This is a genomic window from Rhizomicrobium palustre, from assembly GCF_011761565.1.
Taxonomy (GTDB): Bacteria; Pseudomonadota; Alphaproteobacteria; order Micropepsales; family Micropepsaceae; genus Rhizomicrobium; species Rhizomicrobium palustre.
On the sequence record NZ_JAASRM010000001.1, the window covers coordinates 993,696 to 1,007,208 of the forward strand.

Below are 13,513 nucleotides of genomic sequence, written 5' to 3' on the forward strand. Positions count from 1 at the left end.
AGGGAACGCGCCAAGGCGAAAATGGATGCGAACGGGCGCCGCAGCGCCCGCCCTTAAGAATTCACGCGACCTTGGTCGTTTTACCGGCGCCAGGGCCAGCCCCGAGATCGGCGCCGGTGATGACATCGGCGTCCGGGTCCGAACTCAAGCGCTCGGCCATGGCGTCGAGGGCAGTTTCTTCCTCTTCGGACAGGCTAACCGAAGCGGAGCCATCGCCGCCATCGACGGCGATCTGCAAGCCCGGCTCATCGATACGCTCCCATTGCGGACCGTCATTCCAAGGCCCGGTGAGATCGCCATCGATATCGCCATCGCCGCGCGAGAGATTATAGTATTTGTCGGCAAAGCTCGGATCAGCAGGAAGCTTGCCAGACGGGAAGTTGTTCTCGATGGAATAGAGCGCCTTCTCGAAGGATTTCTGATGCGCCACTTCACGCGTCATCAAGAAGCCGAGCGCATCCTTGACGCCGGCATCATCGGTAACGTTGATGAGCCGCTCGTAAATGACCTTGGCGCGGGATTCCGCGGCGATGTTGGAGCGCAAATCGCAGGTCGGATCGCCGATGGTGTCGATGTAAGCCGATGTCCACGGCACCGAGCCCGAATGCGTCAGCGCAGGACCACCGCCATAAAGCAGCGAGGTGGTGTGGCTGTCATTGCCCTGGCCCAGAGACACATAAAGGTCTGCTTCCGCCATGGCGCCTTCGGAGAGTTCGGCTTTGACGCCCTTGTTCAACATGGCGACGATCATGCCGATCACCTCGAGATGGGAAAGTTCCTCGGTGGCGATATCGATCAGCATGTCCTTGCGGCCCGGATCGTCTTCAGCGAGGTACTGGGTGAAGTAGCGCATGGCCGCGGCGAGTTCGCCCTGCGGGCCGCCGAATTGTTCCAGCATCAGATTGGCGAGCGCGGGATTGGTCTCGCCCACACGCACCGTATACATGAGCTTCTTGTTATGCATGAACATGAGAGGCTTGCCTTTCGCGGGATATCCACGAAGGCCAACGCCCCAAACAGAAGCCGGTGCCGCGCGCACCGGATGAGGCGCGTGCAAACAAAGCGGCTCCCCGGTGGGGAGGTTCACTTCTGATCTGAAGGGATTTTTCACTTGGAGCGGGCGAGGCGAATCGAACGCCCGACCCTAACCTTGGCAACGTGGATCCTTCTAGCGGAAATTGGCAGGATTTCTGGGATTCTGGCTGAGATCGGCGCCGAACGGAGCGCGAACTAACACAGAACATGCGAGAACGTAAACCCAAAGTTTTCTCAAGTCACCATGTTGGCAAAGCAGCTTCTCTATCAACTTCGAGGTTCGGTGCTGGTGATATCTCATTGCCGATACGCTGCCTCTGCAAAATCCGCGAAAGCAACGAGGGCGTCTTGCGAGGAGAGTGCGTGTGTCGAAGCGCTCACCTTTGCGTCAAGGAGTGAAAGACACCGCCCAGTCATCTGAGCAATCGCATCTATCTCACTCAGATTTCAACGAATTGGCTGTCGCACTGCCGTGCTCAATTCAACCTCATGTCACGAACGTGATGACGGAACTCAGGACCCCACATGATTGCAAGCGTCGATCGGAGAGTTCACACTGCCATGATCAAAATTTCAGCCCATATAGATGAGCGAGGACTTTCTCAATTGTCTTTCGGTAATTCACAATATCTGCGTCAAGTACGTCGAGCGTTGCACGTTCATGGATGAGCTTATTTCTCATCAGATAATAATGCTTCGCTTTCCCAATAAGCGTGTCCGGGATCTTGATCGGCAATTTCGCCTGCACCGTATTCATAACCTCTGTCCGGGACCTAAAGATACCCGCGATACGGCTGTCCGTGTATTCTCTTGCAGGAAATAGATCATCGCGGTGAACGATGAACTCCTTGAGAGCGATTTCGAAATTACTGTCTAGAATGATCAAAGCCAGTCGGTTCTTCGTTGCGTAGGTCTGACGTGAGACCAATTCTACCGCTGCCATCGCTTCGACAAGCCCTAGTGTCCACGGGTGATCGCCGAGGACTTTCTTGTTACGCAGCTTTAGCTTTTCGGCGCGAGATTTATTCCGCTTGGGCAGATCTGGCATATGAAGGAAGTGTCCCGCATCCACATCCTCGGGCCTCATAATCTCCATAGAGCCGGACTTGTGTCGGAAAACATTTCCATCCCAATCATCCTTTAGGCGCCGAGATAGTTTGCTGAAGTAGCTTGTTAGCTGGACGACCGTTGGCCTCACCCGCTGAAATGCGGGGTGACTAAAATTGATCCCGTTTTTGCTGCTGTTCCAAGGCATCAAGATTGCGGGTCCAGTTAGACGAACAATCACACGGCTGAGCGAAATGTCCCAATGAGGAACCCCCGCCTCAAGTGAGTTCAGATAGCCGACTTCCCTGCTCTTTAGCTCCTTAACAATCAGGCGATCGTTACAATAGAAATAGACACCGTAGTTGTCCTCCTCTGGATTGCGATCAACGATAAGACCGCCCGTAATATCTACTTGGATTACCCCATCGTCGCCAAAGCGTGAGGCAAAGACAGCTCTTCGTGGAACTTGGTTTGGTGGGTAGGACCAGTTTTCAAACGAGATCGCTTGAACAGGTGCCTCATTCAGCAAAATCAGACAGCCATCACCAATAAATCGGCAGTATGTTTGCCCAAGATGAATGGCGATCTCCTCTAGATCGTGCTGGATAAAGGGTTTTCTGAGGTGTGATATGTGAACTCGCGTTGTTCCCGAGGGAATATCTGGCACTTCATACCCACGCAAATGCCAGTCGTCGTGCCCTAGCCACGCTTTATCAATTTCAATTTGATGCGTGTTCTCGCCTCGATGGTGGGTCGTGATTTCAACTCTTTCGCCGAGCGCGATGCTGGCGCGTTTGCTACCCACTCCGAATATTCCGACGATCTCGGCATGAGGATCGTTTTTACTACCACCCGGGGCAAGCAGAAATCGGAGATCCTCTACCCCAACGCCGCCGGCATTATCGGAGACGTATATGAGTTGGCGTGCAACGTCGAGCACAACAGAAACAACAAGCTGCTTCCGCTTGCTACCCTGTCGCCAAATGTCGATAGCGTTGTCGACGAGTTCGCATAACGCGGTCTTCAGGTCATAGTCACTCATTATCGACCAGAACATCCGCTTGTCAGGAGTTCCGTCGATTAGGGCCACTTCTCTTTTTTCTGTGGTCATGGGACCGAAATCGAAAAGAGAAAAGATGTCTCGTTAGTAACTTATAGCTGAGTCCTTATCCTAGGGCCACACGCTGACGTTTGCGAGGCAATCGCAATTAGTCTCTTGTCCGATGGAGTGACTGTAGACACTACTCCTTTACGCCTTTGAGCCGGCAGATCTCGTATAGCCTACCTTGCTCGGCGTGCTGCCAAACACGACGTTGATCACTTCCTGCTGGTAATGAAGCTCGCCATTTGACTAAGCGACAGCTCCTGTGTCGAATTGGCGACACGAACATAAAAACGCTCCGCCGTATTCCCTCCTCGATCCGGCAGTTTAACAACCACACCCGTCGGCGACTTCTGGACATCAACCCTGCAGAGTGTCTTGCCTGCCAAAATCGGAAAGCTCAGTCGTAGGCGCGTAGCGTGAAAAGCGGGACCAAAATGTGAATTGATGAGGTGTGTCAAATGCAGCTCGAACTTGTCGCGATTTCCGCCGCTCAAAGTTGAGATGTCACTTTCGATACCCGTGATAATGCCGTCATCACGAACACCAATTAACAGGATTCCGCCAGCTTGGTTCGTAAAGCCCGCAATAGTCTTTATGACAACGTCTTCGAGTTTGCGGTTTACGGCATTCATCTCTACATCCCACCGCAACGTCTGCTTAAATTCGAGACGTTCGCTCTCGCCACTGTCAATCAGGGCATGTAACGCGTCTTGAGGTAGCGTTTGAGGAACTGGACGGTCGGCTGCTGGTCCCGCAACAAGAAGCTCATTCTGCACAACCAAATCCCTGCTCGAAATACCACGCGATATGGCGGCATCAATGACGGACTTTAGTTGAGCGCTAGTCGCCTTGAAGCCAAGGTTACGCGAGACAAATTGAATTACTTGGTCTGGTGTAGCTCCAAAGTTTGCCTGCACCACCTGAAGAATCGCAGCACGCAATTCTGTAGGTGGAAGCATCTCAGGCTTGCGCAATCCCAACGAGCGCACCTCAGCCCTATTCCGAACTGAGGGATCAGCTCCTGGCAACCACAAGAAATTGTCCTCGCGATACATATGCCCCTGCGCTGTTGAAGCAATTACCGCCCGCTCCACAGCCTCTCGAATACGCCCGCCAGCTCGTTCAATACCCCAAGCATCCCGTAGGCGAGCTATCACCTCGTCCACGTGCACGGGTCCTTCGCGAGAAACAACTTGTTCTGCGAGATAACTCAAAACACCGGTTGGTGTCAGATGGAGCTCCTCTGGTGCGGCAGGGGGTTTCCGAATGCAAGCCTCCTGATAGGGGCCATTAAATGGAGCGGCATCCTCCTCTAGCTCCGCCAAACCAACTTCGGTGACGTTCTCACGTTCGATCGTGACCACATCTACCGGCACCGCGCGCGGCGCAGTTTTACGTTGAGCATCACGCGTCCGAAGCTCCGCTTTTGCCTCTTCTATCTTAGCGATTAATCGCTCCAATTCTTCGCCAGGCCTCTGAAACCAATCCGCACTCCATATCCTATGGATGTACCAACCGTGATCTTCCAACACGGCTCGCCGAATACGGTCCCGATCTCGCGCTGATCGGGCTGCACGATAAGATGCCCCGTCACACTCCACACCGAGAATATAGCGCCCAGGTTGATCGGGATCGGCAACCGCCACATCAATGAAGAGACCTGCAATCCCCACATTACGATGAACCTGATATCCTTTATCCTGGAGTGCCCTAGCGATTTGGGCCTCCAACACCCCCTCGTGATCGCGGCCAGTCGCTTCTACATGTGAAAGACGCCCCGTTCTGGCAAAGTGCAAAAAGAGACGAAAAGCGAGGATACCCTTGCGAGTGGATGCAAAATCGGGGTCGATATCCTCGTCCGTGATGGATGAGAAAACCTCACAGCGACGCTTCGCCCGGCTGATCAAAACGTTGAGACGCCGGTCACCGCCGGTGGATCCCAACGGTCCAAACCTCATCGCTACCTTTCCACCAACAGCGCTAGCCGCGTAACCGACAGAGATGAAGATAACGTCGCGCTCGTCGCCCTGCACGTTCTCCAAATTCTTGATAAAGAACGGTTCGGCCGTTTGTTGCTGGAAGAACGCATCTTGTTCAGGTGCAAGTCCACGGCGCAACAATTCAAGTTGTTCAAGAACTGCGCGCCGCTGCTGAGACGAAAATGCGACGACGCCTAATGACTGATCTGCATTGGTGAGGGCATGCTCTATAATCGCCTTAGCAACAGCCTTTGCTTCAATGATATTAGTGCGCGTTTTTCCTGTATCGAATAAACCGTCCGCAACATGATGAAACCGCAATCCCATTCCAGCTTCGTTCGTATAAGGGCTAGGAACTATAAAAAGTTTATTTTCGTAGAACTGCGAGTTAGAAACAGCGATCAGTGATTGATGGCGGCTGCGATAATGCCAACGCAACATGCGCGTTGGCAGACCGCGTGCTGTGAATAATCCCAGAATACTTTCTATGTCTGCGACTTTAGCGGCATCTTCATCGTCGTCGTTGTCAGCGGCCGCCGTTGTCATCTTGCTGAAGAAAGTTGTGGGTGGCAATTGCTGGGGGTCACCAACGACAACTACCTGCTTGCAACGCGCCACAGCGCCAAACGCATCTACTGGCTGAATCTGACTGGCTTCGTCCATGACCAAAAGGTCGAACTCGATAGCCCCTGGCGGTAAAAATTGAGCCACAGATAACGGGCTTACCATTAATACCGGTTTTAGGGCCTGAATCGCTGGAGCCGCCTTCTCCATCAACTGTCGAATAGGCATGTGCCCGCGCTTCCTGGCGATCTCACCACGTAGAATTTTTAGAGGTCCCGCAGTTCCGCCTTGCGTAGGTGGAATACGCCGATGATGCGCACGGGCAACGTCCAACCTCGATTGCCGGATACGCATCTGATCGAGATCTGAGAATTCACTGACAAGCTTATTATGTAGGAAACCATTAAAGCGAGCGAGCTCGGGATCCAGGCGTATCATATCATTGAAGATTGCTTCAAATACGCTCAGTTCGAAAAGGGGGAGCACTTCTTCAGTGGCAATAGCCCCCTGCTCCAAACCTTCTACGAATTCACCTAAGCCATCTTTTTGGGCGGCATCTGCTCGGTCACGATATTCGATCCACTTCGGTAGAGCCTCGCCAGAAACCACCCAAGTGCCAAGGCGACGAGTTAGCCGCTCAAGATAGCAACTCGACGGTTCGGCATGCCCCAAGGCCAGCACTCGATCCAAGCGAATAGCATCACAAAACGCCTTAATACGTCGCACAAAAGTATCACGATCTTGACTTAGGACAGCGACGCGCTTTGCGATATCAATGCGGTCCGGAATTCTACTGGCTAAATGACGAATATCAGCATTTTCTTTGATCCAATGGGCTGCATTACCAAGCACCGTCCAATTTGAGTTCGCCCCTCCCCAAGCGCCAGCGAACGCTTCTTTCCCGAGTGCATCAGCAGAAACCAATCCGGCCAAGCACCTCTGCCCATCTCCTAGAGCATCAAGAATGCGGCGCCGTTCGGGTAATTGCGATGGCACGGATATGAAGATGGACTTACAAATGGCATCAGTCGCAGCCAATCGGGTGAGCCTTGGTAGCGCTGCCGCGAGATCAGCCTGAAGAATCGATTGGGCCCCTCCAAAAAATGGCTTAGCTGCGCGATCCAGTGCCAACCAAAGCCGATTCAGCTCCGATTTTAATTCGTTCAAATCTTTTGAGATTTTGGAGCTTAACTCCCGCAGACTATCCTGGTCAGGTTTGCGTGCGGCGATCAACCGTGGCTCAGCGCCCAAATCACCGAGACTGCGCATCCATGCAACGAGCGCCCGAAGTGGCGCTGGAGCAGAACGCTCTCCCCTCCAATGAGAGCCGAACGCTTTGCGTCCGAGATCATCCCCCTTCTGAATCTCTTCGAGAGCTGCTTGGCCCCGACATAGCGCATCCAGTAAAGGAAGTATCTCTTCAAGCTTAAGCTTGGGATCAGCAAGCACCGAGCGGACAAGTTTATTCGCCTTACGCCAATCACCGTTGAAGATACGGAACACACTGTTACCATGCGACGCTAAAGTGGCACGAGCGGCAGAGAAATCCTGCCTCCACGCCGCATCCACAAGCCGCTGTCCGATTACTAGTTTTGCCTCATCAAATTTAAATACAGCTTCCGCAAGATCCCCGGCCTGTTCTACTCCCGCGTTCCAAAGTTCCGCGGCAAATGCCTCCGGACTCGCAGATGGTGCGCAAGCAACGCGGTCTGCGATAAGAGTAAGGCGATCGATACTGCGCAGCGTGGAACAGGCAGTGGTGCCAAGTTCCTGAGAAAGCCTCTCCACATCACGAATAAGATCGGGCACGTGTTCAACAATGCGGGCGAGATCTGAAAAATCCTCCAATCGAAACTCATCAGGAAGATCGCTGAGGTCCAGGTTCAAACCGGTAGCGTCTGTAGCCCATCCTTCACTTGAAACGGTACCTGCCAAAGCCTCAGTGCACCGGGCATAAGATGCGCCGGCTGCAACGAGTGCATCAATCATATCAACCTGATTAATCCAGCACGCGGAGGCTAAAGCGCCTGGATCCAGATTCGGTGCACTGGCGATACGATCAGCCAATTCCTGAAGACGATTAAAATCGGCTAGCGTCACAGGGGAGGAAATTTCCAAGAGAACGGCAAGTTCGTCGCCGCGAGCTCGTAGCTGGCATAAGATCTCGGAAAGCTCAGGAAGCGGTTGAAGTATCCTGTCTCTATCCATTGGTGAGATAGGGCCTAGCTGCACGCCATGCCAGGGGTGCTCCAGAGGAGGACCGATCTCAGCTATCCGCTCTGTAAGCTCCTTGAGAAGCTCATAACGCAGCCGAAAGTCTTCTGTCGACCAACGAGCTGCCTGGGGAAGAAATATATCAGACGCCCTACGCTCATCATTTCTCAGACGCACAAGATGGCCAATTACTTGATAAGGAGTAAGCTCTGACGGCTTGTGAAGGCAGTGCATGCGGTCAGCATGATCATTAAGCCGGTCTCTAGCCTCCGTCAGCCGCCGAAGTAGTAAATCGGCTTCCTCTCCCTTTGGCGCACCGAGCTGCCAAGTGCGTTCCAATTCTCTAATAACATCGCGCTTTTTTGCTTTATGGCTATGTAACTCAAGGCAGGCATCACCCACACCAGTGCTATCAAGACGCCGTTTCACAACCTCTAAAGCCGCCATTTTTTCAGCAACAAATAGTACTGTTTTTCCGTCGGCGACTGCTGAAGCAATGATATTGGCGATCGTTTGTGACTTTCCAGTACCTGGAGGTCCCTGAATAACAAGGTTGCGCCCACGCCGAACTTCATGGACAGCGAGCGTCTGAGAACTATCGCTATCAACAATATGTAACATCTCAGAGGGCGCGATTTTCCGATCAATCACCTCATCTTCTGCGATCAGATTATCGTCGTTATCAAATCCATCCGTTAGCAGGGCTTTCACTAATGGAAGCTCGGTGATTTTGGATTTCGGCGGCCAAATATCGGGGTCTAGGTCCCGATACATGAGGAACTTGGCGAATGAAAAGAAGCCAAGAACTATATCGTTCGGCTGCACAGTCCAGCCAGGCTTTGCTGAAACCGCTTCTGAAACTGCAGCCGCATAGTCTGAGGGTTTGAAATCGTCTTCGGCCACAAATGCAGGAAGCCGAATACCGTGAAGACGATCTAGAAATGCTTCTAACGAGAGATTGGAAGCGACGTCTTCTTGGCGCCAGCGAAGTTTAAACTTTTCGGCAGCATTACCTCGTTCCAATGAGACAGGAACAAGCACAAGAGGAGCAAATCTCGTATTTTCCGCGTTTGTCGGATCAACCCACTTGAGCGTTCCCAGTGCGAGAAACAGGATGTTAACGCCCTGCTCTTCCTCAAGTGTCCGAGAGTCCGTATACAGGCTGAGAAGTCGTTTTTGGAGACCTGCTGGTGTCAGGCGCGTTTGAAGACGCGTATCAATATGTCTATTAGCGACCCCACGCTCATCAACGCCATCATCTTCGGGCTGAGCAAGCTCGTCGATCTCTTCATCGTCGGCGTCATCTGCTCCAACTGCGGACTTCCCAGCTAGAAAGGTGAACGGTCTTCCGCCCGTTACAAGTAGCCGAAACACTTCGTCCGGTAGTTCGTCGATGATTTCCAGTGTTTGCGCGCTCTTGGCCGACCGCGGCATGTTGAGTAATCGGTTTCTAGCTGAAAGGTCGAGAAGCTCTGTACGAGCGCGTTCGAGCTTGGTATCGGCTGGCAGACTGCTCTGAAGAATCGAGACAGCCTCCCCTTCCGTAGCTTCAACAACGTCTAGCATTCTTCGATAGCCCACCCCTGCAACCCGCACATGTATCTAGCACCGACTTCTAACGCAGGGGCAAGAGCTAAGGAGTTCGAGACGAACATGGATGAAAGGGTCATCAGCCAATAGAACGTCGGTTAGCCGCCTGACCGCCATCTGATAATGATAATAAATCCAATGATTTAGGGACCCGCTAGACTGCGGAGAAGATACGTTGCGAAGCAGTTTCCCGTAGACCGGCATGGTGGCGTGCCGAACAGTGAGATCAACCCGACACAGGACAGTTTTTGTGCGTAGGAATGCCCCAACGAAATCCGTGAACGAGGGCCGAAGCTCTCCAGTGGTTTTCTAAGCAATACCTTAGGCGGATGAGGTCAGTTGCCCTTTGGTGATTTCGACACGGTAACCGGATTATCAAATTCCATAAGCAGGTCCTGATAGGTCATCTCTATGGAGGCCGCTTCCTCATCGCTTAGCTGAGCAAACTCCTTCGTCCGAGCGCGTTGCGAGAAGTGGCCACTATTTTGCCGAAGAAATCCCATCATTAGATCGAATGTGGCATCCGGCATTTCGACGAAAGCCTCGATCTGTCGCCGTGCTTGGTCATAGCGGCGAAGATAATCGATCTCGCGCGGCAGCGTGCTGCGTATTGCTTCCACCACGCTTTCCGCGAGGAACTCGGCCTGCTTTGTGGCATCAAAAAAGCGATAGAGATCGCGGGTCGGATTGAGAACACGCACATTGAGCGATGGCGTTGTCTCCCAATGTGTCAGTGCAAGCCGCGGCAACGAATAGTGCTCCAACACTTCGCGATACCGCTGAATGTGTTCGAGAAAAACCGCTGAAACGGGAAAGACGACGCCGGGAGGATTGAACCCGCGGCGGGCTAGCACGTGGTGTACCAGCCAACGGTGTATGCGCCCATTGCCGTCTTCGAGCGGATGAATAAAGACAAACCCGAATGCGATCGCCGCAGCCGCTATCACCGCATTGAGATTATGGTGCTCGCTGCGCTCGGTATAAGCGATGAGGCCGTTGATAAGCCCCGCAACGTCGTCGGGCCGCGCGCTGATATGATCGGGCAGAGGTGCATTGGTTTCGCGATCTCGTGGACCGACAAAGCCACCTTCCGTGCGCCATCCGAGACGTGTGAAGCGTGCCGGGCCGATGACGAGACGCTGCAAATGCAATAACTCATCGACCGAAAGCGGCTGGCGGCCAGCCTCGCCAATGGCTTGCCCCCAACGCTGAATGCGGTCCTGAGGAGGACGCTCACCCTCGATGACATAGGATGCCTTTGAATCTTCCAGCAGTAGGAATGCTGCGGCACGCGTAACAAGATCGGGTGCTGTGCGCTGAATAGTGCTGCCGGCCTCCCCCACCAAGTCTTGGTCGAGCAGTGCCGTAAGGACTTCAGACCGCCGGATAAGAGGGCAGAAATCGGGAGTACCCGGCAGATTGTTGCGCACGCGATATCGGGTAACCGTTTCACCCTTTACGGCAAACTGCTGATCCTCATTCAGAACACTGGCATAAGGAGCGGGCGGCGCGCCCGGCAGATCGAGACGTACGCCATGCATCCACTCGTATAGAAACCAAACCCGACGGGCATAGCCGCTCGTTGGCTGCTCGCGGACCCATTCCTCGATGAAAGCCGGTGATGCCGCTTGAAACAAGGCGTTGAGAACGGCGAGATCTACGCCTTCGTGACGCAATGCAAATTCAAGCTGGCCGGCAATGGTGTCGGTGGGGCGATAACGTGGGGTGAGCACCCGCCAGCGCCCTTCGCGCCGCAAGGTGTGCTTGCTGCCGATAGCGAGCATTTCGTCGGGCGCCGGCACATGCAGGTCGAACGCCGCAATCAGCGCCGCATAACCCGCGGGTATCGCCTCCGCGGGAAAAGGCACTGTAGCTATGGCGGCAGCCTTTTGGAGTGGTTGTGGTAGTGGTAGTGGTAGTGGTAGTGGCTGCATGCTGAAAACCGTTTAACAGACCTGATTATCGCTATAAATAGGGATTAGCTGCGGAAAATCATTATCACGATAGGAGCTAAAAGTCGATAAACCGGTCTGAAAATCATTAAATACCCAGCAAATAAGCTGATATCTATTATTTCTACAGCCGTTTCCGCTATTTACCCGAATGCGCCGAGCCCTATTCCAATCTAGTCATGGCGCAACATCGCTTTACAGATACGCGTCCGGTTGACAAATTTATGAAACAGCCCACAATGGCGTTAACATATCGCCCTGAGGCCGCCATGACCAAGATCTTCCCATGGGACTATCATCCTGATCTGACTGAGGAGCGCCTCGTTGCCGTCGCCCGCCTTATCGCCGATGGCCGTCAGGTAGCGGTCGAACTGTTCGATGAGGAAGCCGGAGACAATGGCTGGACGCTTGGCTGCCGTGCCTTTCAATTCGCCCGCGCCCGCATTTTGCGGGCTGTTGATCACGACGCCTATAGCTGGTTAGGGGTTATTGACCATAGCTTACAGCTCATTTTCACGATCGGCGAGGTGCCCGTACGCATCTATCGCGGCGAGGCCGAGGAGCCGACTGATCGCACCCGGCGCCAGAGCCTCAACGAGCTGCGCCAACTCGCATTCTCGTTCGATGAGCGCGATGAGGGGCGCGATCTCGCCTACCGCTTCGCGGTCGAAACTGACATCGACGGCAGTGTGCTCGCCGTCAAGTTCGTCGGGCTGCAAGGCGAAACTGCAGTTCTCAACTGGGACGTCCCGCTCAACCTCAGCGCGGGCTCTGGCGGGATTGGCAAGCCGGCGACCGAAACGGTTGAACTTGATGCACCGAACATCGCCGTACGCGGCCGCAAGTCCAAGACTAGCGAGTAACGCCGTCACAGCGGCGAGGAAAGCAGATGGGCATTATCGCATTCCACGGCGAACGGCTGCGGCTCGCCCGGGTCGCGCTCGGCCTCACGCTCGACCAGCTCGGCGAACGGGTGAGCGCGACACGCCAGTTTCTGAATCAGCTTGAACAAGGTCTAAAGACACCCACTAAAGAGATGCAAGCCGCGCTCGCCGATGCGCTCGGCGTTGCCGGGCATTTCTTCGTACTGCCTGCGACCGCTGGCATTCGCCCCGAACAATGTCACTTCCGCAAGCAGCGCACGACGCCGGTCTCGATCGTAAGCCAGGTACTCGCGCGCGGCACGCTGCTCGACGGCTTCGTCAGTCGACTCGATCATGAGCTTGACCTGCCCCCGGTCACCTTCCCCGACATTGCCGCTGCGAGCGCAATCGAGATCGAGGAGGCAGCTGACAGCGCACGTACATATTGGCGCCTCGGCACAGGCCCAATTTCAAACATGATGCGCGTTGTTGAGAACGCTGGAGCGGTGGTCAGCTTCTTCCGCGGCGTCTCCGAGCGAGTCGACGCCCTCTCGATCGACTGTGCAAGACCAATGATCATTCGAAGTGAAGCCAAGCCAGCCGCCTGCCGTCTACGCTTCGACCTCGCCCACGAGACCGGGCATCTCATCATGCATCGCGGCGTCCAAACCGGCGACAAAACAACCGAAGATCAGGCCAATCGCTTCGCCAGCGCCTTCTTGCTACCGCGCTCGTCCTTCATCCATGAATTTCCGCGCGGTCGCTTTCTCGACTGGTCGGCCATCTATGCACTCAAGCTTCGTTGGAAAGTGTCGGCGGCGGCGATTCTGCGCCGTGCCTATGATTTGCATGTCATTTCCGCCGACCAATACCGCACAGGCTATATTCATTTAAGCAAGACCGGTCAAAAGCGCTTCGAACGTCGCGACGACGAGATTCCCTCCGAAACACCCGAACTTCTGCCCGCCGCCATGAAAGCGCTGGAAATGACCTATCCCGGGGCAGTCGGTCGCCTCATCGCGGAGAGTGGGCTGGGGCCGGACATGTTCGCGCATGTCTCTGGCCTAGAATTGCCTCCTGCCCGGGCCGATGGTGTGAATGTTGTGCCGCTCCGCTTCTACCAATAGCAGTTCGTTGTCGAGTATGCGGTGCGATCACCCGGAC

The 13,513-nt window shown here is 54.2% G+C and carries 6 protein-coding genes; 2 read left to right on the plus strand and 4 right to left on the minus strand.

What is annotated here, in order from left to right:
- Positions 1–61: 61 nt before the first annotated feature.
- The 4 genes from FHS83_RS04295 to FHS83_RS04310 form a co-directional block, all read right to left on the minus strand.
- Positions 62–970: a manganese catalase family protein gene (locus FHS83_RS04295; RefSeq protein ID WP_167081250.1), complete on the minus strand. Its 909-nt coding sequence runs from the start codon at positions 968–970 to the stop codon at positions 62–64.
- 630 nt (positions 971–1,600) lie between these two features.
- Positions 1,601–3,193, minus strand: coding sequence for an ATP-binding protein (locus FHS83_RS04300; RefSeq protein WP_167081252.1), 1,593 nt, complete (start codon positions 3,191–3,193; stop codon positions 1,601–1,603).
- 206 nt (positions 3,194–3,399) lie between these two features.
- Complete coding sequence (locus tag FHS83_RS04305; RefSeq protein WP_167081254.1) at positions 3,400–9,510, minus strand: DUF3320 domain-containing protein; 6,111 nt, start codon at positions 9,508–9,510, stop codon at positions 3,400–3,402.
- A gap of 359 nt (positions 9,511–9,869) precedes the next feature.
- On the minus strand, positions 9,870–11,402 hold the full coding sequence (locus tag FHS83_RS04310) for a Fic family protein (RefSeq protein WP_208414221.1): 1,533 nt from the start codon (positions 11,400–11,402) through the stop codon (positions 9,870–9,872).
- 353 nt (positions 11,403–11,755) lie between these two features.
- Between FHS83_RS04310 and FHS83_RS04315 the strand changes: the two genes are divergently transcribed.
- Complete coding sequence (locus tag FHS83_RS04315) at positions 11,756–12,349, plus strand: hypothetical protein (RefSeq protein WP_167081259.1); 594 nt, start codon at positions 11,756–11,758, stop codon at positions 12,347–12,349.
- Positions 12,350–12,375: 26 nt separating this feature from the next.
- Positions 12,376–13,476: a helix-turn-helix domain-containing protein gene (locus FHS83_RS04320; RefSeq protein ID WP_167081261.1), complete on the plus strand. Its 1,101-nt coding sequence runs from the start codon at positions 12,376–12,378 to the stop codon at positions 13,474–13,476.
- Positions 13,477–13,513: the final 37 nt, after the last annotated feature.

What these genes read in the sequence shown, in the direction of transcription:
- FHS83_RS04305 (WP_167081254.1), bottom strand. Translation starts at nt 9,510, where the DNA reads ATGCTAGACGTTGTTGAAGCTACGGAAGGGGAGGCTGTCTCGATTCTT.
- FHS83_RS04295 (WP_167081250.1), bottom strand. Translation starts at nt 970, where the DNA reads ATGTTCATGCATAACAAGAAGCTCATGTATACGGTGCGTGTGGGCGAG.
- FHS83_RS04315 (WP_167081259.1), top strand. Translation starts at nt 11,756, where the DNA reads ATGACCAAGATCTTCCCATGGGACTATCATCCTGATCTGACTGAGGAG.
- FHS83_RS04300 (WP_167081252.1), bottom strand. Translation starts at nt 3,193, where the DNA reads ATGACCACAGAAAAAAGAGAAGTGGCCCTAATCGACGGAACTCCTGAC.
- FHS83_RS04320 (WP_167081261.1), top strand. Translation starts at nt 12,376, where the DNA reads ATGGGCATTATCGCATTCCACGGCGAACGGCTGCGGCTCGCCCGGGTC.